This window comes from Candidatus Poriferisodalis sp., from assembly GCF_965203655.1.
Lineage (GTDB): Bacteria > Actinomycetota > Acidimicrobiia > Acidimicrobiales > Poriferisodalaceae > Poriferisodalis.
Map to the genome: position 1 here is coordinate 244,329 of NZ_CBDBDD010000003.1, position 24,561 is coordinate 268,889.

Annotated in this window: 18 protein-coding genes, 1 tRNA gene and 1 other RNA gene; 14 read left to right on the forward strand and 6 right to left on the reverse strand. The window is 67.3% G+C overall.

Annotated elements, in window-relative coordinates:
- Positions 1 to 2 precede the first annotated feature (2 nt).
- Together boxC and ACOGW9_RS02620 are read right to left on the reverse strand one after the other, a co-directional pair.
- Positions 3 to 1,613 (reverse strand): 2,3-epoxybenzoyl-CoA dihydrolase, encoded by a 1,611-nt coding sequence (gene boxC / locus ACOGW9_RS02615; protein WP_419908133.1) that lies wholly within the window; start codon positions 1,611 to 1,613, stop codon positions 3 to 5.
- Between the two features lie 79 nt (positions 1,614 to 1,692).
- The gene (locus ACOGW9_RS02620) at positions 1,693 to 2,139 is read right to left on the reverse strand and encodes a nucleoside deaminase (protein WP_419908091.1); all 447 of its coding nucleotides are present in this window, start codon (positions 2,137 to 2,139) and stop codon (positions 1,693 to 1,695) included.
- Positions 2,140 to 2,239: 100 nt separating this feature from the next.
- Between ACOGW9_RS02620 and ACOGW9_RS02625 the strand changes: the two genes are divergently transcribed.
- Positions 2,240 to 3,745: a class I adenylate-forming enzyme family protein gene (locus ACOGW9_RS02625; RefSeq protein WP_419908093.1), complete on the forward strand. Its 1,506-nt coding sequence runs from the start codon at positions 2,240 to 2,242 to the stop codon at positions 3,743 to 3,745.
- A 21-nt stretch (positions 3,746 to 3,766) separates the two neighbouring features.
- On the opposite strand, the gene ACOGW9_RS02630 is transcribed toward ACOGW9_RS02625, so the two are convergent.
- Both ACOGW9_RS02630 and ffs read right to left on the reverse strand, forming a co-directional pair.
- Positions 3,767 to 3,858 (reverse strand) — tRNA-Ser (locus ACOGW9_RS02630).
- A gap of 20 nt (positions 3,859 to 3,878) precedes the next feature.
- An RNA gene (ffs, locus tag ACOGW9_RS02635) (signal recognition particle sRNA small type) lies at positions 3,879 to 3,977 on the reverse strand.
- Between the two features lie 237 nt (positions 3,978 to 4,214).
- Here ffs and dnaX point away from each other — a divergent pair.
- From dnaX to ACOGW9_RS02650, 3 genes are all read left to right on the forward strand, one after another.
- A complete protein-coding gene (gene dnaX / locus ACOGW9_RS02640; RefSeq protein ID WP_419908095.1) occupies positions 4,215 to 6,029 on the forward strand; it encodes a DNA polymerase III subunit gamma/tau in 1,815 nt (604 codons plus the stop codon).
- 34 nt (positions 6,030 to 6,063) lie between these two features.
- Positions 6,064 to 6,660 (forward strand): recombination mediator RecR, encoded by a 597-nt coding sequence (gene recR, locus ACOGW9_RS02645; RefSeq protein ID WP_419908097.1) that lies wholly within the window; start codon positions 6,064 to 6,066, stop codon positions 6,658 to 6,660.
- A gap of 88 nt (positions 6,661 to 6,748) precedes the next feature.
- Positions 6,749 to 7,135: a hypothetical protein gene (locus ACOGW9_RS02650; protein ID WP_419908099.1), complete on the forward strand. Its 387-nt coding sequence runs from the start codon at positions 6,749 to 6,751 to the stop codon at positions 7,133 to 7,135.
- 29 nt (positions 7,136 to 7,164) lie between these two features.
- Here ACOGW9_RS02650 and ACOGW9_RS02655 read toward each other — a convergent pair whose 3' ends face one another.
- Entirely contained in the window at positions 7,165 to 8,346 is a 1,182-nt protein-coding gene (locus ACOGW9_RS02655; protein WP_419908101.1) for an acetyl-CoA C-acetyltransferase, read from the reverse strand.
- A gap of 172 nt (positions 8,347 to 8,518) precedes the next feature.
- Between ACOGW9_RS02655 and ccrA the strand changes: the two genes are divergently transcribed.
- The gene (gene ccrA / locus ACOGW9_RS02660; protein ID WP_419908103.1) at positions 8,519 to 9,880 is read left to right on the forward strand and encodes a crotonyl-CoA carboxylase/reductase; all 1,362 of its coding nucleotides are present in this window, start codon (positions 8,519 to 8,521) and stop codon (positions 9,878 to 9,880) included.
- A gap of 54 nt (positions 9,881 to 9,934) precedes the next feature.
- Positions 9,935 to 10,336: a methylmalonyl-CoA epimerase gene (mce, locus tag ACOGW9_RS02665; protein WP_419908105.1), complete on the forward strand. Its 402-nt coding sequence runs from the start codon at positions 9,935 to 9,937 to the stop codon at positions 10,334 to 10,336.
- A 104-nt stretch (positions 10,337 to 10,440) separates the two neighbouring features.
- Here mce and ACOGW9_RS02670 read toward each other — a convergent pair whose 3' ends face one another.
- Positions 10,441 to 11,532: an IS630 family transposase gene (locus ACOGW9_RS02670; protein ID WP_419908107.1), complete on the reverse strand. Its 1,092-nt coding sequence runs from the start codon at positions 11,530 to 11,532 to the stop codon at positions 10,441 to 10,443.
- A 45-nt stretch (positions 11,533 to 11,577) separates the two neighbouring features.
- Between ACOGW9_RS02670 and ACOGW9_RS02675 the strand changes: the two genes are divergently transcribed.
- From ACOGW9_RS02675 to ACOGW9_RS02710, 8 genes are all read left to right on the forward strand, one after another.
- Positions 11,578 to 12,555, forward strand: a complete 978-nt coding sequence (locus ACOGW9_RS02675) for a BMP family ABC transporter substrate-binding protein (RefSeq protein ID WP_419908109.1) — start codon at positions 11,578 to 11,580, stop codon at positions 12,553 to 12,555.
- Positions 12,556 to 12,611: 56 nt separating this feature from the next.
- Complete coding sequence (locus tag ACOGW9_RS02680; RefSeq protein WP_419908111.1) at positions 12,612 to 13,772, forward strand: ABC transporter permease; 1,161 nt, start codon at positions 12,612 to 12,614, stop codon at positions 13,770 to 13,772.
- Entirely contained in the window at positions 13,769 to 14,827 is a 1,059-nt protein-coding gene (locus ACOGW9_RS02685) for an ABC transporter permease (RefSeq protein WP_419908113.1), read from the forward strand. Before ACOGW9_RS02680 ends, ACOGW9_RS02685 begins: the two co-directional genes overlap by 4 nt.
- Positions 14,827 to 16,464, forward strand: a complete 1,638-nt coding sequence (locus ACOGW9_RS02690) for an ABC transporter ATP-binding protein (protein WP_419908115.1) — start codon at positions 14,827 to 14,829, stop codon at positions 16,462 to 16,464. The genes ACOGW9_RS02685 and ACOGW9_RS02690 overlap by 1 nt, the downstream gene beginning before the upstream one ends.
- A gap of 174 nt (positions 16,465 to 16,638) precedes the next feature.
- Positions 16,639 to 17,481 carry a hypothetical protein gene (locus tag ACOGW9_RS02695; RefSeq protein ID WP_419908117.1) on the forward strand — a complete coding sequence of 281 codons (843 nt, stop codon included), beginning with the start codon at positions 16,639 to 16,641 and terminating at the stop codon, positions 17,479 to 17,481.
- 92 nt (positions 17,482 to 17,573) lie between these two features.
- On the forward strand, positions 17,574 to 18,260 hold the full coding sequence (locus tag ACOGW9_RS02700; protein ID WP_419908119.1) for a hypothetical protein: 687 nt from the start codon (positions 17,574 to 17,576) through the stop codon (positions 18,258 to 18,260).
- Between the two features lie 135 nt (positions 18,261 to 18,395).
- Positions 18,396 to 21,830 (forward strand): helicase-related protein, encoded by a 3,435-nt coding sequence (locus ACOGW9_RS02705; RefSeq protein ID WP_419908121.1) that lies wholly within the window; start codon positions 18,396 to 18,398, stop codon positions 21,828 to 21,830.
- Between the two features lie 212 nt (positions 21,831 to 22,042).
- Positions 22,043 to 24,559 (forward strand): DUF1156 domain-containing protein, encoded by a 2,517-nt coding sequence (locus ACOGW9_RS02710; protein ID WP_419855062.1) that lies wholly within the window; start codon positions 22,043 to 22,045, stop codon positions 24,557 to 24,559.
- The last annotated feature ends 2 nt before the right edge of the window (positions 24,560 to 24,561 follow it).

Genomic DNA, 24,561 nt, shown 5'->3' on the forward strand with positions numbered 1-24,561 from the left:
GCTCACACTCTCCTGGTGTCGAAATCCGGCCGCGCGCCGGTGCCGAAGCGCTGCAGCGCCCCGTCGGGCCCCACTGCGTTCGGCCGCTGGAAGATCCAGTTCTGCCAGGCCGAGAGGCGGGAGAAGATCTTGGTCTCGGGGGTTTCCGGACCGACGAACCGATAGTTCGCCTCCATCGCAGTGAGCGCGTCGGGCGAGAAGCTGTTGCGCTCCTCCAGCGCGACCCTGACCTCGTCGTCCCAGTCGAGGTCGTCGGGGGTGAAGGTGACCAGTTCGGCCTCGCCGGCGTCGCCCGCTTCGAGGTCGGTGCCGATAGTGGCCTCGGCTGCTTCGAGCGCAGCCGGTCGGCCCCAGAAGCGGGTCTGGAGCCGGCTGAGCCCGTTGGACATGGCGAACCAGCCGAGATTGGCCGCGCTGAGCCGGATGGTCGCGGCCGGTGGCGGGTCGTCCAGGTCTTCCCACGTCCCGTCGAGCATGAAGCTGCGATCGGCGGCCAGCACCAGCTCGGCCAGGATCCCGGCGAAGCAGCTGCCCGGCTCGATCAGGGTCACCAGCGAGCGAGCGGACAGGTCCAGGCGCTTGAGGGTTCGTGCCCAGTACAGCCGGACCTCGCGCACCAGCCAGTGATCGGAGTGATCGGCCAGGAGCTGCTCGGCCGCGGCGACGGCCTCGGGATCGCCCTCGGTGCGGAACACCCACGTGCCGATGGCGGTCTCATTGAATCGAAGGTGGAGCATGGCGGCGTCGAGCTCGCGTGCGCATCGCAGGATCCAGGCGCCCGCACCGGCGTCGATCAGCTCCTCGGGCGTCGCAGGCTGGGGAGTGGCGGGGGCAGCAATCGTGAATGCGGCGGTGCCCGCTCGCCGGTCGATGCTCACCGACACGGCGGAGTACTTGATGTAGTCGCCGTCGACGGTGCGGTCGAGGGGTTCGAGACGGATGCCGGGCCCGTGATCAGGCCGGTCGGACTCGGCGGCTCGGGCAGCCACGCGCTCGTCGACGAGGTCGCCGAACGAGCTGAGCGGGGCCGCCTGGTCGACGAGGCCCCATTCGACAGCTTGGCGGCCCCGGATTCCCTCGGTGCGGGTAGCGAACGCGTCGGCGAGATCTCGGCGCACGTGTCGCTTCTCCACCACACGGGTGAGCCCTCCGGTGCCGGGCAGCACAGCCAGCAGGGGAATCTCGGGCAGCGAGACCGACGAGGCGCGGTCGTCGACCAGCAGGATCTCGTCGCAGGCAAGGGCTAGCTCGTAGCCGCCCCCAGCAGCCGTGCCGTTCACCGCCGCGATCCACACCTGGGACGAGTTGGCGGTCGAGTCCTCGATGCTGTTGCGGGTCTCGTTGGTGAACTTGCAGAAGTTCACCTTGTGCTCATGGGTGGCCCCCGCCAGCATCTGGATGTTGGCGCCGGCGCAGAAGATCCGCTCGAGGCCGCCGGTGACCACCACCACCTTGACCTCGGGGTGCTCGAACCGCAGCCGCTGTGTCGCGTCGTAGAGCTCGATGTCGACGCCGAGGTCGTAGGAGTTGGTCTTGAGCTCGTAGTCGTCGCGCAGCCCCGCGCTCGGGTCCACGTTCATGGTGAGCGTGGCCCGCTCCCCGTCGATCTCCATGCCCCAGTGGCGGTACTGGGGGGGACTGGTCTCAAACGAGATCGTGGTGATCGTCAGGTCGCTCACGGCTTCCCCCAGATCAGCGGTGGGCGCTGAAGAACTCGGTGAGCAGGGCGCCGCACTCGTCCTCGCGCACGCCGCCGATGACCTCGGCGTTGTGGTTGAAGCGCGGATCCACCAGCAGGTTGTACAGGGTCGCCGTAGCACCCGCCTTGGGGTCGTAGGCCCCGAAGACCACGCGGCTCACCCGCGCTGCCAGCGCCGCGCCGGCGCACATCGGGCACGGCTCGAGCGTCACCACCAGCGAGGCGCCCTCCAGCCGCCAGTCGCCGACAGCAGCGGCAGCGTCGCGCAGCGCCAGGACCTCCGCGTGGGCGGTGGGGTCGATGGTGGACTCGCGCTCGTTATGGCGTGCGGCGACGATCTCGCCGTCGATGACCACCACAGCGCCGACCGGCACCTCGCCGATGGAAGCCGCCAGCCGGGCCTGCTCGAGTGCCGCGGCCATCGCCGCCTCGTCGGTCATGGCTGAGAGTCTGGCAGCGGCAGCAGGCTCATCCGGCAGTCCGTCTCCGAGGACAGATCCGGCAGTTTCGCCCCATGGGTTCGCCCAATAGGTTCGCGGCATGTACACGATGCGAGATCCGATCCGCCGAGCGACCCAGCTGTTCGGCGATCGCGAGGCCGTGGTCTTCGGCGACGTGCGGCGCAGCTACGCCGAGTTCGGCAGCCGGGTGCTGAAGGTGGCCGGGCTCCTGTCGGAGATGACCGAGCCCGGCGACCGTGTGGCGCTGTGGGCCCTCAACTCCGACCGCTACCTCGAGTTGTTCTTGGGCATCCCCTCAGCGGGACGGGCGATCGTGCCGCACAACACCCGCTGGGCGGAGCCCGAGCTGGCATACGCCACCGCCGATGCGGGCGCCAGGGTGCTGATCTGCGACCGGGATCCCGGCGGGCTCGGCGACCTGGTCGAGCGGGTCATCCGGCTCGACACCGGCGAGTACGACGACCTGCTGGCCGTCGCACCCGAGATGGAGCCCGACATCAGCCCTGACACCCTCGCCGGGCTCTTCTACACCGGCGGCACCACCGGCACGTCGAAGGGCGTGATGCTGACTCACGCCAACCTGATGGCCAACGCGGTCCACACCCAGCTCTCCCAGCCCCTCGCGGCCGACGACCGCTACCTCACCATCGCCCCCATGTTCCACGCGGCCGGCGTCTACTGCGCGCTCGTCCTGCCGTGGGTCGGTGCGGCCAATGTGATCCTGCCGGGCTTCGAGCCCGCCGCCAGCCTCGACGTGATCGAGCGTGAGGCCATCACCTGCGCGATCGCCGTGCCCACGATGCTCGCGGCGATGTGTGAGACCCAGGCGGCCTCGCCGCGCGATGTCTCGACGCTGAGATGGCTGTCCCACGGAGCGTCCCCGGTTGCGCTGGAGGTGCTGCGCCGCGCCGACGCGTTGTTCGCATGCGAGCTGATCCACCTCTACGGCGCCACCGAGCTGTCGCCGCTGGCCACCATCTTCCGCCACGAGGAGCAGCACATCGACAGCGAGCGGGCCAAGAGCTGCGGGCCGCCGCCGCCCGGCGTCGACCTGCGGATCGTGCGGACCGACGGTTCGGAGCTGCCGGCCGGCGAGCCCGGCGAGGTTGCCGTGCGGGGGCCGAACGTCATGGCCGGATACTGGAACAAGCCCGCCGAGACCGCAGCCGCCTTGCTGGACGGGGGCTGGTACCGCACCGGCGACGTCGGCTACGTCGACGCCGACGGCTACCTGTTCCTGGTCGATCGGGCCAAGGACATGATCGTGTCGGGCGGCGAGAACGTCTACTGCACTGAGGTCGAGGACGCCCTCTACACCCACCCCGGAGTGCTGGAGGCGACGGTGTTCGGCATCCCCGACGCCCAGTGGGGTGAAGCCGTGCATGCCGTCGTCGTTCCCCGCGACGGCGCCGAGGTCGACGAGGCCGGCCTGATCGCGCACTGCCGGGGCGTGATCGCCGGCTACAAGACGCCCAAGAGCGTCACCTTCCAGGGCGAGCCGCTGCCCAAGTCGGGACCCGGCAAGGTGCTCAAGCGCGTGCTGCGCGAGCCCTACTGGGAGGGCCACGACCGCGCGATCAACTGAGCGCGCTGGCCGGTCAGCCAGTGGCGGAGAGTGTGGGATTCGAACCCACGGAGGCCGATGAAAGCCTCACACGCTTTCCAAGCGAGCCCATTCGTCCACTCTGGCAACTCTCCGACGTGTCGCCGTCTGGCGAGGCGGCCAGGCGATCTGCGGCACACAGCGAAGTCCGCTGAGAGCTGCTGCCTCCCGGCCCTGACTCGGTTCACGGGTCGCCGTTGCACAGGACCCGGCCGCCACGTCAGACGGCGACACACGCCAAACGCTAACCGCGCCCGAGCCGCACGCGTCACTGCCGGCACGTGCTCGGCGCAATCGCTTCGCAGCGTCAGTTCGTGACCTCTCAGAGGCTGAGCCGTATGGCGAAGCCGTGGCCCGAGCGGCCCGTGAGCGCAGCGAACAAGAGCGGGAGTCGACGGGTGACGCGACGGGATGGTGGGCCATTGCGCGCGCCACTTAGGATCGCCGCGAGATGCAGCACCAGTCGCTCTACCGGAGATTCCGGCCGCAACGCTTCGCAGAAGTGGTCGGGCAGCCGCACCTGGTCCGGGCCTTGCGCAACGCCGTGCGGGAGGACCGTGTCGGCCACGCCTACCTGCTCAGCGGCCCCCGCGGCACCGGCAAGACCTCGACGGCACGCATCCTGGCGAAAGCGCTGAACTGCGAGGCGCTCGACGCTGACGGTGAGCCGTGCGACGAATGCGAGCGCTGCCGGTCAGTCACAGCGGGCACGTCGATGGACCTGATCGAGCTCGACGCGGCATCCAACAACTCGGTCAATCACATCCGCGACATGACCGAGAAGGCGGCTTGGATCGGTGCCGGTCGCCGCAGGGTGTATCTGCTCGACGAGGTGCACATGCTGTCGACGGCGGCCTCCAACGCGCTGCTGAAGACGCTGGAGGAGCCGCCGTCTCACGTGGTGTTCATCCTCGCCACCACCGATCCGCAGAAGGTGCTGCCCACCGTCCGCAGCCGGACCCAGCAGTTCGAGCTGGCCTTGGTCGGCGCGGACGAGATGGCATTGCACGTGCGGGCGATTGCCGAAGCCGCAGGCGTCGCTGTCGACGAGCAGATCGTCGACTACGCGGTCGAGCGCGGCGGCGGCTCGGTGCGCGATGCCCTGTCAGCGCTCGACACGGTGCTCGCTGCCGGGGGCATCCCCGATGAGCGTGCCGATGTGGACGCGCTGGTGAAGGCACTGGCCGGGGCCGACCTGGCAGCGACGCTCATCGCGGTGGCCGCCGCAGCCTCGGCAGGCGTGGACTCCCGGGATTTGGCCGAGCGCACCGCTCGCCGCCTGCGCGACATGTTCCTGGTGGGTGCTGGCGTGGAGCCTGCTGAGCTGTCTCCCGATGACATCGCATCGGCACGCGAGCTGGCGGACGCCATGGGTCGCCGCGCCAACGTTCGAGCGCTCGAGGCGCTCGGCGCTGCGCTGGCGCAGATGCCGCAATCCGCGGACCGGCGCCTGACGCTGGAGGCTGCCCTCGTGGGCCTGCTGGCCGACGAGGTGCTCGGCGCTCGCACGCCCGACGCCGGGCCGTCCGCTGCAGCACCAGCCCGTGGCGGCGCGGGCGCTCCTGCACCCCCTGCCGCCGGGCCCGCGGCGGCCCGAGCCGCGATGGCCGCGACCACCGCGCCGCCGTCGCTCGAATCCAAACCGACACCGGCGCCGCAAGCTCCGGCTCCGCCCACGCCCCCACCGCCGCCTGCATCGGCTGCGCCCGCCGAACCGGCCGCACCTGCGCCGCCCGACACAGACCCGCAGCCGGGCAGCTCAGCCGAGCCGGCATCGGTCTCTGGGTCTACGACGTCGGCCTCCGAGCTCCAACGCATGTGGGAACCCCTGGTCGTCGAGAAGCTGCGTGCGGTGGCCAAGGGCATCTTCCGTGAGGCCCGCATAGTGGGACACGACCGCAACGTGGTGAGCGTGCAGCTCAGCGAAGGCGTGCCGATCGAGCAGGCCCGCCGGAGGCAGAACGAGGTGGAGGCGATCCTGTCGGATCTGCTCGACCAGACGGTCCGGCTTGAGGTCGTCCCGCCCACCGCCGGGGGCGGCGCCGAGCCCCCGTCGGGCGCCGGGGTGCCAGATGCGCAGGCACCACCGTCTCCCGCGCCGGTGCCCCCCGACGCCGCGCAACTGGCCGAGACTCCCAGCCCGACTGCATCAGCGCCTTCGCCGGAAGCCGTCACCTCTGCCTCCTCGCAGGAGGAAAAGGTGCAGCGGATAGTGGATCGCTTCCCCGGCTCGGTCGTGGTCCGCGATGACGAGAGTGCAACCTGACAGCCTTGATCGACCACCAGCGGCGGGGACTGACGTGTACGACGATGCGGTCGACGACCTGATCGACGAGCTCAGCCGCCTGCCCGGCATCGGCCCCAAAGGCGCGCAGCGCATCACGTTCTGGCTCCTCAAGCGGCCTGCGGCCGATGCACGGCGCCTGGCAGAGACGATCACGGCGGCGGCTGAGCGTGTCGGGTTCTGCACGCAGTGCTGGAACCTCAGCGAGTCCGATCCGTGCGCCTACTGCGCTGATGAGACGCGGCGCAACGGATTGGTCTGCGTGGTGGAGGAGCCTCGTGACGTCGTCGCCATGGAGAAGGCCGGTTTCCGCGGCCGCTACCACGTGCTCGGCGGCGCACTCAACCCGCTCGAAGGCGTCGGCCCCGAGCAGCTGCGCATCCGCGAACTGCTCGCACGTCTCGATGACGAGCAGATCACCGAGCTGATCGTGTGCACCAACCCCAACATCGAGGGCGACACGACGGCGATGTACCTCGCCCGCCAGCTCGAGCCGCTCGGCGTCAAAGTGAGCCGGCTCGCCAGCGGGCTGCCCGTCGGTGGCGATCTCGAATACGCCGACGAGCTGACGCTCGAACGCGCCCTGAACAACCGCCGCGCCCTCACGCCCTGATCCCGGCGTAATTCGCTGGACCCTGCCCCGCCGGCTGCGTACGGTCCCAGCGGCACGTTCCCTGCGGCCTGCACTCGCGAGGAGTGCCATGGCTGCCTTCGAATCCGACCAACAAACATCACACGAACTGCCGGTCGCGGTCTTCCGGCCGTCCCCTGACGAGCGCGTGCTCGTCACCGGGACATGTCACGCACGGGCGTTGTGCCTGAGCGCTTGCGCGCCCCCGCACGGCGTCGGAGCGGTGTTCGTAGATCCATGCGGCGCGCTGATTGCCATCGCCACCGCGCCGGCCGCAGTGGTGGGGGCCATGCTTGCCGACCCCGCGCCGTTCGCGCGATTGGCCGAGCTGCTGGGCGCGAGCCGCGTCTATCTCGAAGCCCCCGCCGCCGATGCGGTCGCGGTCCGCGATGCGATCGAAGCAGTGCTGCAGCCGATGTGCGTCAAGACCGAGGTCTTGTCGAGGGCCGCGGCCTAGCGCCCCAGCTTCGGCTGCCGGTCGAGCAGCTACGCGACTCGCAGGATGACGGCGTCGCCTTGACCGCCGCCACCGCACAGCGCCGCGGCGCCCAATCCGCCGCCGCGGCGACGCAGCTCGCTGGCGAGGGTGAGTGCCAGCCGGGCGCCGGACATCCCGATCGGATGGCCCAGTGCCACGGCGCCACCGTTGGGGTTGACGATCTCCGGCGAGACGCCCAGGTCTTCGGTCGAGGCGACCGCAACCGCCGCGAAGGCTTCGTTGATCTCGAACAGCGACAGATCGGTCACGTCGAGTTCGGTGCGTTCGAGCGCACGGCGGATCGCATTCGCGGGCTGGTGCAGCAGGCAGGTATCAGGTCCGGCCACCATGCCGTAGGAGACGACCTCGGCGAGCGGTTCGACGCCGAAGCGCTCGGCCGCGGCGGGTGACATCACGACCAGCGCGCAGCCGCCGTCGGAGATCTGCGATGCATTGCCGGCGGTGACCGCGCCGTCCGCTGCGAACGCCGGGCGCAGCCCCGACAGGCTGTCCGCCGTGGTCCCGGGCCGGATGCCCTCGTCGTCGAGCACTGTCAGCGGATCGCCTCGGCGCTGGGGGATGCTGACCGTCACGATCTCATCGTCGAAGCGACCGTCCTTCTGTGCGGCAGCGGCGCGTTCGTGCGACTGGGCGGAGTACTCGTCCATCGCGCCGCGTGAGATCCCCGCTCCCGCCGCGTCACGCTCGGTGCCGTCGCCCATGTGCCCGTTGTCGAACGCGCACCACAGGCCGTCGTGGATCATTGCGTCGAGCACCGTGCCCGAGCCCATGCGCATGCCGTTGCGGCCGTCGGGCAGCAGGTACGGCGCGTTGGTCATCGACTCCATGCCGCCTGCCACGACCACCTCGGCGTCGCCGGCCGAGATCATCTGGTCGGCCATGTACAGGGCGTTCAGGCCCGACAGGCACACCTTGTTGATGGTGATGGCCGGCACCTCCATCGAGATCCCGGCGCCGGTCGCTGCCTGGCGGGCCGTGATCTGGCCTTGGCCCGCCTGCAGCACCTGGCCCATGACGACGTAGTCGACGTCGCCGGCCCCCACGCCGGAGCGCTCCAGCGCCGCCTCGATGGCGACGCCGCCGAGCTGTGCCCCGGTCATCGAGGCCAAGCCGCCGTTGAACTTGCCGATCGGCGTCCGTGCGCCGCCGACGATCACCGATCCAGCCATCGCTACCCCCTCAACGGTGCCGGTGTACCCAGCTCTCAGCGTTGGACCGCGGCTGGGTGGACAGCGAGTGTACGAAACGGCCCGCACGGCTGGCGACGCCCAGTTCGGCGGGGCCGGATCGTCACAGAATTGTGGCATTCGCGGCTCTGCCGCAGCGTTAGCGTTCGGCCCCGTGAAGCAGTTCGCTGATGCCATCGCCGCCGGCGCGTCCGGTCCCGAACTTGAGGCCATGCCGATCCCGGAAAGCTTCAGGGCGGCATACGTAGTCCGCGACGAGCAGACGATGTTCGAAGGCCGTGCTTCGGCCGACAAGGATCCCCGCGAGGCCACCCACATCGGCGAGGTCGCCACGCCCGAGCTCGCGCCCGACGAGGTGTACCTGGCGGTGATGGCCAGCGCCATCAACTTCAACACCGTGTGGACCTCGATCTTCGAGCCCCTTCCGACGTTCGGCTTCCTGGACCGGCTGGGTCGTGAGAGCGCCTGGGGTGCCCGCCACGCGCTCGATTACCACGTGCTCGGCTCCGATGCCTCAGGCGTCGTGCTGCGGTGCGGCTCGGCGGTGCGCAACTGGCGTCCGGGCGACCGGGTCGTCGTGCACTGCAACTACGTCGACGATCAGGATCCCGCCGCCCACGAGGACTCGATGAAGGCCTCCAACCAGCGCATCTGGGGCTTCGAGAGCAACTTCGGCGGTCTGGCGGACCTCACCATCGTCAAGGCCAACCAGCTCATGCCCAAGCCGACACATCTCTCCTGGGAAGAGGCCGCCGTCAATGCGCTGTGCGCTGCGACCTCGTACCGGATGCTGGTCGGCGACAATGCCGCACGCATGAAGCAGGGCGACTCGGTGCTCGTCTGGGGTGCCACCGGAGGGCTGGGCGGCTACGCCTGCCAGCTCGTGCTCAACGGCGGCGGTGTTCCCGTCGGAATCGTCAGCTCGCCCGACAAGGCCGAGTTGCTCGGTCAGCTCGGCGTCGAGCACGTCATCGATCGCAGTGCGGAGGCCTATCGCTTCTGGAGCGACGAACACACCCAGGACGAAGGTGAATGGCGGCGCTTCGGCAAGAAGGTGCGCAGCCTCATCGGCGATGACCCCGACATCGTGTTCGAGCATCCAGGCCGGTCCACCATGGGAGCATCGGTGTTCGCCGCCAAGCGGGGCGGCACCGTCGTGACGTGTGCCGCCACCAGCGGGTACATGATCGAGTACGACAACCGGCATCTGTGGATGAAGCTGAAGCGGATCGTGTCGAGCCACTTCGCCAACTACGCCGAGGCGTGGGCGATGAACCGCCTCATCGATCAGGGGCGTATCCAGCCGATCCTGTCGAAGACGTTCACGCTCGAGGAAACCGGCCTGGCTGCCCGGCAGGTCCATCACAACCTGCACGAGGGCAAGCTCGGCGTGCTGTGCCTGGCCCCCGAGCCGGGCCTGGGCGTCACCGATCCCGAAAAGCGCGAGCGGATCGGCGATGACCGCATCACGCTGTTCGCCCGCCATGCGGCCTCGCTGGAAGCTGCTGGCGCCTGAGGCCGCTGCCACTGAGCCGCTGACTACGAGCCGACGCCAACGAGGAGCATCCTGATGATCCTGACCGAGATCGACCATGTGGCCATCGCCGTGAAGGACCTCGACGCGGCGGTCGCCTACTACGCCGAAGCGTTCGGCGCTGAGGTCGCCCACCGGGAAGTCGTCGACTCTGACGGCGTCGAGGAGGCGCTGATCAAGGTGGCCGACAGCTATATCCAGCTCACTGCGGCGACCCGTCCGGATTCGCCCATCGCCAAGTTCCTCGAGCGCCGGGGCGAAGGCCTGCACCACGTGGGCTACCGGGTGGAGGACTGTGCCGCAGCGCTCCAGACGATGATCGACGCGGGCGCCGTGCCGATCGACACCGCACCCCGGCCGGGCTCCCGCGGCACCACGGTTGCGTTTGTTCACCCGAAGGGCAACCTCGGCACATTGGTCGAACTCGTCGAGGAATGAGCGCGCGTAGGCTCCCCTGCAAACCGGCGGGGCCGCAGCGGTCCGGCCACGTCACGGGTGCGAACGGGAGGGCCTCCATGACGAGATTGACAAAGCGGTTGGCACTAGTGGTGTGTCGCGGTTTTGTTTAGGGCGGTTCGGGCTCGTTTGACTTTGGCGATGATGTGTTCTGCGGTTTTGGTCCATCGCAGGGGCTGGGGGTCGTGGTTCCAGTGTGCTGCCCAGTGGTCGATGGCTTCTTTGAGGTCGGCGACGGAGGCGAACGATCGGGTGCGCAGGGCCTTGCGGGTGAGGATCGAGAACCATCCCTCGACGAGGTTCGCCCAGCTCGAGCTGGTGGGGGTGAAGTGCAGGTGCCATCGGCGCCGGCGGGGGTGGGCGAGCCATTTGCGGACGGGCTCGGACTTGTGGGCGGACACGTTGTCCAAGATGACGTGGACGTCGAGGTGGCGCGGCGTGTGCAGGTCGATCCATCTGAAGAACGCCAGAACGTCACCTCCGGTGTGGCGGCGGCGGGTCTGGTGGAGCACCTCGCCGGTGGCGACGTTGAGGGCGGCGAACAGGTCGATGGTGCCGTTGCGCTTGTAGTCGTGGGTGAGGGTGCGGTTGCGGCCCGGGCGCATCGGCAGCGACGGCTGGGTGCGGTCGAGGGCCTGGATCTGGGTCTTCTCGTCGAAGCTGAACACCACAGCCCGCTCGGGCGGGTTCACATACAGGCCGATGACGTCGGCGAGCTTCGCCTCGAAGTCCGGATCCGCGGACACCTTGAACACGTCCGCGAGCCACGGCCGCAGCCCTCGCTCGCGCCACACCCGGGCGACGAAGTCCTTGCCCACCCCGTGACGGGCCGCCATCTGGCGCGTCGACCAGCACACAGCGCCGTCGGGCGGCTCGCCGGCGAGCGTGTCGGCCACGATCGCCTCGACCACCCCGGCGGGCACCGACGGCTTGCGGCCCCGGCCCGGCGCCACCGCCCCCAGCCCTTCCACGCCCGAGCGCCCGAACTCGTCGCGCCAGCGGCGCACCGTGTCCTGATGAGCGCCCATCCGCCGGGCCACGCCCCGCACCGACCCCCCGTCGGCCAAAGCCAAAAGCGCCCTCGCCGGCCGCACCCGCCGCCACGGCTCACAGCCCGAACGCGACACCCGCTCCAGCGCAGCACGCTCCCCAACCGACACCACAAATCCCGAAGTCACACACCCAACACTACGCGCCCCAACCAAATCAACGACGAACCACTAGTGCTCGCGATCGTGGCGCTGCTGGCTGCAGCCTGCACGGGCAGCGACGACAGCGATGCATTCAAGATCGGCTTGGTCACCGACACCGGCAAGGTCGACGACAAGAGCTTCAACCAGTCGGCGTGGGAGGGCGCGCAGGAAGCTGCCGCCGCGCTGGGTGCCGAGGCCGACTACATCGAGACCGAAGAGGCCAAGGACTACGAGAACAACATCAACCTGTTCGTCGAAGACGGCGTGAACGTCATCATCACCGTCGGCTTCGGCCTCGGCGACGCCACCATCGCCGCGGCGACGGAGAACCCCGACATCTTCTTCATCGGCGTCGACCAGTTCCAGGCTGAGGCGCTGCCCAATCTGGCCGGGCTGATCTTCCCCGAAGACCAGTCGGGCTTCTTGGCCGGCGCGCTCGCGGGCATGCTCACCGAGACCAACATCGTCGGCGCCGTGCTCGGCACCGATCTTGTACCGCCCGTGGTGGCCTTCAAGGAAGGCTGGGAGCACGGAGCCCGTTACACCAACTCGGCCGTGGAGACGATCTCCACCTACCACCCCGGCGGTCTGGACGTTGCGTTCGGCGATCCCGACTGGGGTGCTGCCACCGCCCGGCAGGCGCTGGATCAGGGTGCCGACATCATCTTCGGTGCCGGCGGTGCCACCGGCAACGGGGCGCTCATCGAGATTGCCTCGCAGGAAGGCGCCTACTGCGTCGGCGTCGACACCGACCAGTGGAACACGGTGCCCGAGGCGCAGCCGTGCTTGGTGACGAGCGCCATGAAGCTCATCACCCCGGGAGTGGCAGACCTGGTTGCTCAAGCCGAGAGCGGCGAGTTTGCCGGGGGCAACTACCTCGGCGAGGTCGGTCTGGCACCATTCCACGACTTCGACGGCATTGTCACCGACGACATGCGGGCGACGCTCGATGACGTTCTGGCCGGCCTGGAGGCCGGTGAGATCGACACCGGGTGGCCGCCGGGCTGATTCAGCGAGGCATGAGCTGAGCTGGTCGCTGCGGGCCGCGGGAATCTCACCTCACCGTGAGCGTTCCCGCTGCTTCGCAGGCGCCCGCTGAGACAGATCCGACAGGCGGTGACGGCACGGCCGCGGATGACCGCCGCGCCCTGACGCGAACGGTGCTGCGGGCAGCGGCGGTGCCACTGGCATCCGTAGCGCTGGGGCTCGTCCTGGGCGCAGTGCTCATCGCTGTGCAGGGCCACTCGGTGACGAGTGCCTACGGCGCGCTGGTGCTCGGCGGGGCGGGCGACGCCGACGCGCTGCTGCGCACCCTGCAGAAGGCGACGCCGCTGGTCTTCGGCGGCTTGGCCGTTGCCTTCGCCTTCAAGGCGGGCCTGTTCAACATCGGCGGGCAGGGCCAATTGCTGGTCGGCGCGGCATTCGCCGCAGGCGTGGGCTTCGGGCTCGAGGGCGTGCCGCTGGTGGTCCATCTCCCGCTGGCGCTGCTGGTCGGTGCTGCTGCGGGCGCCGCCTGGGGTGCCATCGCCGGCGTGCTGAAAGCCACGTCGGGCGCCCACGAGGTGATCGTCACGATCATGCTCAACTTCGTGGCCGGCAACCTCACCGACTGGCTGGCCGCGAACCCCTGGCAGGACCGCTCCGGTTCCAACATCATCGCCCGGACCCCGCTGGTGGAGCCGTCGGCGGAGATCCCCACGTGGGGGTGGCTGCCGGCGGGCTTCGTGCTGGCGGTGATCGCCGCGTTCGCTTGCTGGTTCATTCTGGAACGGACCACCTACGGCTTCGAAGTGCGCAGCGTGGGGGCGAACCGCCATGCGGCTCACTATGCGGGCATCTCGGTGGGCTGGATCATGGCCTCGACCATGGCCGTGGCAGGGCTGCTGGCCGGTCTCGGCGGTGCGATCGAGTCGCTCGGCGTCGACGGCCGCTTCGAGGCCGGGGTGAACGTGGGTCTCGGCTTCGAGGGCATCACGATCGCGCTGCTGGCCCGCACCAACCCCATTGCCGTCATCCCGGCCGGTCTGCTGGTGGGCTTGATGGAGGCGGGCGCCGCCAAGATGCAGTTCGAATCGGGGGTCGCGCCGGAGATCATCGACGTGATCCAGGCGCTCATCCTGCTGTTCGTGGCAGCGCCGTTGATCGTGCGCTGGCTGCTGCGGCTGCGTGACCGGCCTGATGCGCCGGATCGTCGCCTGACGCTCGGTGCGGGGTGGGGCCGATGACTGTCGTGGGCAACGCCGGCACTGGTCCTGACCTGGCGGCATCGGGGGATGCCGGCATGCGCGGCTGGTCCCCGCAGCGGGTGTGGTGGCTGGCGGGTGCCGTGGTGCTGGTGGCGTTGGTGTGGGGCTTCTACGCCTGGGACGGGGCGCAGACCACCGCCGTGCTCGGGGGCACCGTGCGCGCCGCCACCCTGCTGGTGCTGGGCGCCATGTGCGGGATGATCGGCGAGCGTTCGGGCATCGTGAACATCGGCATCGAAGGCCAGTTCCTGATGTCGGCCTTTACGGCCTTCACCGTGGCGTCGATGTCCGGCTCGCTGTTCTTGGGCGTTGTCGCGGGCGTCAGCACCGGTCTGGCGATGGGCTGGATGCTCGCTGCAATGTCGGTCGGGCTGCGAACCGACCAGATCATCGCCGGCACGGTCCTGAACATCGCGGCGCTGGGCCTGACCTCGTTCTTCTACGACCGGGGGCGTTCGCTGGGCCAGCCGAAGTATCAATCGATCGAGCTCGGCCCGCTCGCCGACCTGCCCGTCGTGGGCACGGCGCTGTTCAACCGCCCGCCGCTGACGTACTTGGCGCTCGTGCTGGTCGTGGTGCTCCACGTGCTGCTGCTGCGCTCGGTGTGGGGGATGCGCACGACCGCCATCGGCGAGCACCCCGGTGCCGCGGCCACCGTGGGCATCGATGTGATCCGGCTGCGCTACTGGAATGTGACGCTGGCGGGCGGCTTGGCCGGCCTCGGCGGCGCGTACTTGGCGCTGGAGTCGGTGGGCACGTTCACCCGGGCGATGTCGGGCGGGCGGGGCTTCCTGGCGTTGGCCGTGATGATCTTCGGTCGCCGCACCCCGCTGGGCGCCTACGCGGCGGCGCTGTTCTTCGGCTTCACCACGGCACTGCAAGGCCAGTTCCAGCTCAATGACACCTTCGACATCCCGGCGCAGTTCGTGGGGATGCTGCCGTTCGTGGTCACGATCATCGTCGTGGCCGCAGCAGGCCTGTTCGGCCGCATGCGCGACCCGGCTGCGCTCGGCCAGCCGTACGAGGTCCGATGATGGCTGCGACCGCTGTCTCGCAGGCGGAGCCCGAGGTGCTGCTGGCCGGCCACGGCATCACCAAGCGCTTCGGCGCGGTCGTGGCCAACGACGACGTCTCGGTCGAGCTGCGGCCCGGGCGGATCCTGGCGCTGCTGGGCGAGAACGGTGCGGGCAAGAGCACCCTCGTCAACGTGCTGTTCGGCCTGCACCGCCCCGATGCGGGTCAGGTCGTGATTGCCGACGAGAACGTCGAGCTGTCGAGCCCGCACGATGCCATCGCCCGCGGCGTCGGCATGGTGCATCAGCACTTCCAGCTCGTGCCGCCGATGAGCGTGGTGCGCAACATCGTGCTCGGTGCCGAGCCGCGCAAGCTCGGCATGATCGACGTGGCCCAGGCGCGCCGCCGGGTGATGGACCTGGCCGACCGATTCGGACTCCATGTCGACCCCGATGCGGCGGTGGAGGACCTGCCGGTCGGAGCCCAGCAGCGCGTCGAGATCCTCAAGGCGCTGTACCGCGATGCGAGGGTGCTGATCGCGGATGAGCCGACCGCGGTGCTCACCCCGCAGGAGACCGACCACCTGCTCGACGTGCTGCGTGGCTTGACCGACCAGGGCGTCGGCATCGTGTTCATCACCCACAAGCTGCGCGAGGTCATGGCCGCAGCCGACGACATTGTCGTGCTGCGCGAGGGCCGGGTGGTGGGCACCACGACGCCTGCGCAGACCAGCGAGGCAGCCCTGGCGGAGCTGATGGTCGGCCGTGCGGTGGATCTGCACGGTGACCGGTTCGAGTCCGGCGCCACCGGCGTCGGATCGGCTGTCTCGACGGCGGCTGCCCCCAGCGACGAAGCCCCGATCGCCGAGGCTGACGAGCGGCCGGTGGTGCTCGACATAGCTGGCCTCTGCGCCGATGACGATCGGGGCCAGCGAGCAGTCGATGAGCTGTCGCTGGCGGTGCGTGCCGGCGAGATTGTCGGTGTCGCCGGCGTGGAGGGCAACGGCCAGCGGGAGCTGGTGGAAGCCATCACCGGCCTGCGCCACGCCACGGCCGGCACCGTGTCGATCAGCGACCGGGATGCGTCGGGTGCCCGACCGCGCCAGGTCACGGTGATCGGCGTGGGGCATATCCCCGAGGACCGGGCCAAGCACGGCCTCATCGGCTCCTATTCGGTGGCCGACAACTCGGTCCTGAACCGCTACTTCAAGCGGCCCTTCGCGGCGGGCGGCATGCTGCGGCGTGAACGCATCGACTCTCACGCCCGCGATGTTGTGGCCACCTTCGACGTACGAACGCCTGACGTGGAGTCCCCGGCCGACAGCCTGTCGGGCGGCAACAAGCAGAAGCTCATCGTGGGCCGCGAGTTCTCCGACGAGATCGACTTGCTGATTGCGGCGCAGCCCACCCGCGGCATCGACATCGGCGCCATCGAGTTCATCTGGCGCCGCATCCGCGAGCGTCGTGACGAGGGCACGGCGGTGCTGCTGGTGTCGGCCGAGCTCGATGAGGTGCTGGCGCTCAGCGACCGTGTCGCCGTCATGTACGAGGGGCGCATCGTGGCCACCGTCGACCCACGGACAACTACTCGCGAAGAGATCGGCCTGCTCATGGCCGGCGCGGCCATCGAAACTTCGTCGAGCCCGACGCGCGGATAAATCCCCACTCCTTCGAAGCGCCGCAGGCTGCAAGGCCCCCTCAGCCTGTCTGGGTCGAGAAACTCGAATCCGATGCGAGTTGTTGCCATTTGTCTGACTACGTGGTAGACAATTCGCATCCACGAGGTAATCAACTCGTACTAAACTAGATTCAGTGTCACCAGGAGGTGCGGAATGTCTGACATAGCGGTAGCTGCAGAGGACCAGGAAGTTGAGGAAACCGCCCCCGATGGCCGGGCGCGCCGGTCGACGGTTGCATTCCCCTACGTTGCGCTCGACGAGGCCATCAAGGCCGTATGCGAAGTGCACGCGAATGTTGGCCGCGAGTGCGAACTGGACCAGTTGGCATCATGGCTCGGCACGACTGTCGCGAGCAGCAAATTCCGGTCGACACTGTCAGCGGCGCGCATGTTCGGTCTCGTTGAGCGCAGGGCGAAAGCGATTGTGCTAACGGACCTCGGATCGGCAATCGTTGACCCCGAACAACGCAACGATGCCGCAGTCCGAGCCTTCCTGAATGTGCCTCTCTACGAACAGGTCTACGAAACTTTCTCCGGCAAGCTCCTGCCGCAGGACGCAGGTCTCGAGTCAGAACTCGGAAAGCTCGGTGTGACCGAAAAGTCTGTCGGGAAGGCTCGGCAGGTCTTGCAACGCTCCGCAAGCACCGCGGGATTCTTCGGGTCCGGAAGGAACCGGCTGGTGAAGCCTGCTGGTGCTCGGCTACCACAAGCGGAAGCACCGCCTCCTACCGATGACGAGCCAGCTGCTGCGACCGAGCAGCCAGAGCCAGCTCCCCCGCCCCTTGCCGAACTGGAAGGACCTACGGATCCTCTCTTGCGTGGCCTGTGGTCGAAGTTGCCAGCCGAGGGTCCGTTGTCAACCTCTGAGCAACGTCAGTGGCTGCAGATGGCGGAGCTTGCACTGCAGATGGTGTACGGCAGCGATGAGTCGGCTGCGCCGGTGACAGCGACTGGCGCGAATTCCCCGGCGACAGGTGACCTAACGCAGCTTGCGTAGGAGGAGTCGGGGGGCGGCACCAGATCTGGTGTCGCCCCCCCAAGGTCTGCCCCCAGCCGCTTCCGCGAGAGGCGAACAAGGAGCGTACGCCCATGAGGCTAGCACCACAGAATCAAGGGCACGAAGGCGACCTGTACATCTACGACGATGCGACACGAACGGCAATCTTGGAGACGATCTCCGCCGATCGCATTCGAACGTATCTCGCGCTCGCCAACGGGAGCGAACTCAGGGCCCTGCGTCTATACGTGCGCAACGCAGCGCTCGCTTCAGCATTCCTCGGACCGCTGCAAGCGCTTGAAGTGACCCTACGCAACACCATGCACCGTCTGCTTTCGGACCAATACGGCGAGGACTGGTACGAGAAGATTGGCTTGGGCAATAGCCAACAAAAAGCCATCGAGAGCGCGAAGCAGGCTCTACGCCGCGAAGGCAAGACCGAGACGCCGGCGAGGATCGTCGCTGCGAGCACGTTCGGCCTCTGGGTCGGACTGCTCGCAAAGGGCAATGACCGCCTGCTATGGCGTCCACTGCTGCACCAGGCGTTCAACCCGACGCCAGCGCGCAAGGACGTATACGACCAACTCGACCGGCTCCGAACGCTGCGCAACCGCATAGCGCATCACGAACCGATAATTCGCAGAAGACTTCGAGACGACTACGCCAGGATTCTCCGGTTGCTCCAAATGCTGTCGCCCGAAGTCGCTGACTGGGTCCGGCACCACAGCAGGGTGCCTGAGGTGATGGCGACTCCGGTCTCACGAATTGGCAGGTTTTGACCGAATCCAGAATGATCGTCAGAGGTATGGCACCTCACGCTGAGTTCTCGGGACCTCTGGGGCGCATCTGGAGGATTGAGACTGCATCTTGGAGTCGGTGTGCGGTTCGAGGCGGGCGGCGAGGCTACGCAACTGATGTCGCAGCGGGTCGGTACTGTCACGGGGGTGCTGGAGGCGGAGGGGCAGACGCTGGGCGAGCGGGCTGCGGCGCTGGTGGGGCAGCGGGTCAGGCTGCCGGGCGAGGCGGCGATTGTGCTGGTGGACATGTGCGTGCCGCGTGGGCTCAAGCTCGATTTGTACGTGGCCGACCCATCCGAGTCGGACGGCAACGACGATGACGATGCTTCGCTGCGCAAAGTGTCGCTGACAACCGAGGAGTTCGAGTCGCTGCAGGTCGTGGCTGCTGACTGCCTGGCGGCGCCGGAGACGGTGCTGGCCGGGCTGTGGACAGAGTGGATGCTCGACGCTGCTCGTGCCGCAGCGTCCACGGTGCTGGTGTCCACTCGGCTGCGGCCATATCCGCATCAGATGGATGCCGTATACGGGCGGATGCTGCCCCAGCCGTTGCTGCGCTTTCTGCTCGCCGACGAACCGGGCACAGGTAAGACGATGATGTCGGGGCTGTGGCTGCGTGAGGCTCAACGACTTGGGCTCGTGAAGCGGGCGCTTGTTGTCTGCCCAGCGCACTTGGTTGGCAAATGGCAGGCCGATTTCGAGAGGTTCCTTGGTGGAGGCCTGCGCGAGGTCACCGCCGAGACCGTGCGCTGGGATGGTTTGGCCACCACTCAGGCCGACACCTGGGTCGTCTCGTTGCACTTGGCAGCGGCGAATCCGCAGGTTCGCGAAGCGCTGCATCCCGACCGCGCAGGTTGGGATGCCGTCATCTTCGATGAAGCGCATCGCATGACACCGACTGCGGAGACATTTCATCGAGTCGGTCGCGAGCTGTCTGCTGACGTGCCGCACGCGCTGTTTCTCACCGCGACGCCCCATCGGGGCGATGAACGCTACTTCCGGGAACTACTACATCTCGTCGACCCGATCATCTTCCCTAGTGCGGTTGGCGGCGACACTCTGGCGTCGCCGCCCGGGGGCGGTGCACCGCTCACCCGCAAGTTGATTCGCCCTGGCTCGCTGCACTTTCTGCGCCGCATGAAGGAGCAGTTGGTCGACTACGACTCGCACACACGGCTGTTCCGTGAGCGCGAGGCGTTCAATCTCAAGGTGCGGCTGAATGCCACCGAGCGGCAGTACTACGACGCTTCGCAGCACATCGCCAATACCTACTTCCCGGTTCGCGGACGCCAGCTCGCCGCGATGGTCTATGGCAAGCGGGCGGCGTCATCGCTGTACGCGCTCGCCTGCACGCTGCGGCGCCGCCTTGACCGGATGGGCACCGCCGACGGACCGGCGCTCGCGGGCGACGACGATGTGGCAGTCATCGAACGTGAGAGCGACGACGACGCAGCCGAGGAGCAGGTCACCGCAGCCCGTTCGCTCAATGCGCGCGCCGAGCGGGAAGCGATCACCGAATTGCTGGCCGACTTGGAAACGGCCGTCGACGCGGCATCCAGCACCGCCGCCGACACCAGTTCAGCAGTTTCCAAGTGGCTGCCTCTGGGCAAGTGCTTGGCCGAGCACGGCATCACTCCCGGATCGGGCGAGCAGCTCGTCGTGTTCACCGAGTACGCCGACACGGCCACATGGCTCGTGCGCATGTTCACGAAGGCCGGCTACACGGCACGCAGCTACTCGGGCGCAGACAGCCACCCCGAGCGGGCCACCACGCGCCAGCAGTTCGAGGACGGCGAGTTCGAGGTGATCGTCTCCACTGATGCCGGCAACGAGGGCATCGACCTGCAAGCCGCCCATGTGCTCGTCAACTGGGATATCCCGTGGTCGCTCGTTCGCCTAGAGCAGCGCATGGGGCGCATCCATCGCATCGGCCAAGACGACAAGGTGTACCTCTACAACTTGGTTGCGCTCGGCACGCGCGAAGGGGACGTGCTTGCAACGCTGCTTGAACGGCTGATCGCCGCCGCGAACGAACTCGATGGCCAAATGTTCGATTGTCTTGCAGCAGTGATGGAGCGCGCCCGCGCTAATGCCGGCACAGCAGAGCAATCCCTCCTGCCGTGGTACGGCGAGACCTCGTTCGATCCGGCAGACCCTTGGCCCACCGTCGATGAACTCAGGCGCGCCAGAGACGACTACTTGGCGGAGTCCACGCAACTCAGCGTGGAAGTGGATACCGAGACGGCGAACGCAGCGCGCATCGACGAGGTTGTTGCCCGCGTCAATCCCGTCATCGTCGAGCATTTCTTGGAGCGGGCCGCCTCAGCGGGTTTGATCGGCTGCCGGCCAGCGCCGCTCGGCGACGGCTTCTACTACCTGTCTGCGGACTCACAAGCCCAAGGTTGGGATCTGCCCTCAGCTCTCGGCGGTGCCGACGGTCAACAGTTGTTGGTGGTGACCCGGCACGAAGCTCAGTCGGCCGCAATAGCCCAAGGTGTGAAGCGTGCAGCCGATGCCTACATGCTCGGGCCGAGCGACGACGCGTTCGGCGCGCTGGCCGAAGGACTGCGTGCCCGGCTTGAGACCGACATGTGGCAGGGCGCTGTGCTTTGCGACACCGCTTCTCCCGAGAGCTACACGCTGTTCGTGTTCGAGAGCGACATCACCGAGGGTGGAAACAGTGACAACCCGCGGCATCACCCCAGGCACAGCACGCAGACTTGGCTGATCGCCGTATTGGCCGATGGCACCACGCGCCGCATGTCGTGGGCGGAATTGCCGAACCTCGTAGCGCCGTCGTCAGAGATGACTAGCACCGGTATCGCGGTTGAGCGCGTACCGCTTGATGAATCAGTCGCCAATGCCGCGCTGGCCGTGGCGCATAGCGCCGCCGAGTCCGAACGCGCAGCACGCGAACAGCGGCTCAGCAAGTGGGTGGCCCAGCTACGGAGCCAGCTACTGCCGTTGCCAAACCATCTGACCGACCACATCGCTGATCGTGCGGTTGGCAGGAAGGAACGTCAGCGAATCAAGTCCGCGGTTGACAGCCGACTTGCCGAAGCTCAGAAGGTCGCGCAGGTGACCACATCCGGACCGCGCCGCATCGGTTGGGCGCGTGTTGTGGCTGGGCTGGATGCCGACCCAGCTGATCTGGAGTCTGCTGCTGAGAGTGAGGAGGTGTCCATGCGTTGGGTCACTGAGCATCTGGTAGCCGATGGCTGGCATGTCACCGATGTCCACACGCAGAACCGTGGTTACGACCTCGAAGCTCGTCGCGGACCTCAAGTGCGTTGCATCGAGGTCAAGGGCGTGGCCGGTCAGGCCTCTACGAGCGGCGTGCGTCTGACCTCCGGCGAATTGACCAGTGCCCGTCAGCATCGGGATGACTACTGGCTGTATGTGGTGGACAACTGCATCGACGGCGAGGGCAGCCTGTTCGGGCATTGGCAGGACCCAGCGAACGTCTTCCGCGACAGCCTCCAGGACGTCACCGAGTACCGGCTCGCCGGCAGCGCATTGAGCGCGGCACTTGAACATCAAGGCGACGATGCATGAGCACGCGCTTGATCGAACGGTGGTTCCCGTGTGAGGAAGTATCGACGCACTCGGCCCGTGGCTGGGGCACGGGCTTCGCTGAGAAGAGCTTGTTCACCTGGTTCGCATCACGACCACTGGCCCAGGCCAAGGCGGCCGTGCTCTGCTCTTTGTTGCCGTGGCCTCACGATCCGAGCGAACAAGAAAGCCTGAAGAATCTCGTTCGGGAGGCGATGACTGACTACGACGCCGCGAATGTCGAATTGCGCGCCGAGCTTGCCAAGCATTACCCCGACGGTGCGAAGCTCTGTGATCCGTTCTCGGGCAGGGCGATGATTCCGCTCGAAGCCGCCCGGTTGGGCGTGCAGGCCTGGGGCATCGACTACTCACCGGTTGCAACTCTCGCCGGCCGCTTGTTGGCCGACTACCCGATGCGCAATTGGGACGACGAGCCGCCGTTGCCGTTCGAAGGGTACGACGAGCACGCCGCCGAGTACTTCACCGAACCGCGGCTATTGCGAGACGTGCGATTCGTGCTCAACGAAGTAGGACGTCGTTACGAGTCTGTGATGGGTGAGTTTTATCCAGTCGTCAACGGCAAGCGTCCGTGGGGCTACGTGTGGGCCGTGACGTTGCCCTGCACGAACTGCGGCAACCGATTTCCGCTCACCGGAAGGCTCGCCCTTCGCAATCCCAACCCAAAGAAGGACGACCCGGGACAGTCCTACCGAATCGTTCCCCACGAATCGTTAGGTGCCTGTGCTGCCGAGGTTCACGACGGGAAGCCGGAGTCTCAACCCACACTGAGAGAGACTGCGGGGGATCGCGGCAAGAGCGGCGTCTGTTCGTTCTGCGGCCACACACATCACTCGGAAACGCTCAAGCGCATGATGCGCGACGGCCTCAAGGATGATGTGATGCTTGCAGTTGCCGATCTTGATGCTGATGTTGGCAAGCGTTACCGCGAGCCCAGCAGCGCCGATCTGGCTGCCGCGGAGAGACTCGACGCGGTACTCAGCGCGGAAGGGCCATTCGGGCCTGACTTATCTGCAGTGCCCCGTGAGCCGATGGACCCCGGGCTCTCGAGGTTCATCGCCCCCGTGAACTTCGGATATCGCAGTTGGGGCGAACTGTGCAACGACCGCCAAACCCTTGGGTTCGTCCGGCTTGCACGCATCGTCAACCAGATGAGTGCGCGGATGCAAGCTGCGGGGGCCAGCGACGACTACGTCTCGGCGCTGGCGGGCTACGCCGCTTCGAATCTCGCCCGTCGAATGAAGTACAGCAGCAGGTGCGCGACGCTTCAGGTTCCCTCGCAGAAGACGGGGCACATCTACTACAACGACTCCGGTATCTCACACAGCTTCGATTACTTCGAAACCGGATGCGGTGAGGGTCCGGGCACGTGGATCTCATTGTCGGTTCACACGATTCGAAGCCTCCGAAAGCAACTTGAGCGAGCTGCTGGCAATCCGGCATCGGTGCAGCGCGGTTCTGCCACCGAGTTGGCGCTGCCAGATGCGTCCCTCGATTCAGTGGTGACTGACCCGCCATACGACTCGATGATCAACTACTGCGACTCATCTGACTTGATGTACGTGTGGCTCAAGCGGCTCCTGGTCACCGCCGATCCCTGGTTCGGGGTGACCACCGACGCCGGTGGGCTGCAGGAGAAGACGCATGAAGCGGTTATCAAGAAGACAACCATCGATGATCCTGATCACCGCACGGAAGCTCATTACAGGCAGACCATCACGAAGGCTTTTGAGCAGGCGCGACTGAAGGTCAAGCCCGACGGTGTGGTCAGCATCGTGTTCGGGCATGGAGATCCTGATGCTTGGGTTCGCGTGCTCACGGCCATCAGCGATGCAGGACTGGTTTTGACCGGCTCGTGGCCGTGCAGCACCGAGAAGGGCGGCAAGCAGGCTGGCGAGTACATCGACAATACGATCATGATGGCGTGCCGCGCCGCCCGACAGGATCGGCCCGTTGGTGATGTCCGCATGGTGGACGAGGAGATTCGGGCGGTGATCGCATCGCGTGTCCCTGCTTGGACTGCTGATGGCTTGGCCGATTCCGACCAGCGCATGGCGGCGATTGCCCCGGCGATGGAGGTTGTCGGCAAGTACTCCGAAGTGCGCGACTTCACTGGCCAGCCTGTGCCGTTCGATCACTTTCTGGGGATGGCGCATCGTGCAGTCGAAGCCGCCGCCGATGTACGGATTGATCGGTTCAAGCTGACTGACTTCGATGTGCGTACCCGGTTCGCGCTCTCGTGGCTGCGTCAGCACGGCCGCGGCGTCGCCCCAGCGTCCGAGGCACGTTGGCTGCGACTGTCCTACGACGTGACTGAGGACGATGTCAAGGGAGTGCTGCAGAAAGTGAAGGGCGGTCCACGGTTGGCATTCGGCGATGAGACCGTCGACTCGCTCAGCCTCCACCCCACAAGCCCCGTGGTGGACATCGTGTTCGCTGTTGCCGCTGAGGGGCGTTCGATCAGCGACATCGCGACGGCCTTGCACCTGCTGGAGCGGGCGGATGACGAGATGCTGTGGGCCGCCATGTCCGAATTCGGTCGCGTGCTCGGCGAGAGCGATCGTGACGGGCAGACCTTCACTTGGGTCGTGCGGCAGCGGCATCTGATCGCCGAGCGGGCCACGCGGCTGACGCATGAGACCGGCGAGCGGCTGGCGGAAGAGGAACGACAGGATCGACAGGGCACGCTGTTTGTGCAGGAGGGGATTGACTGACG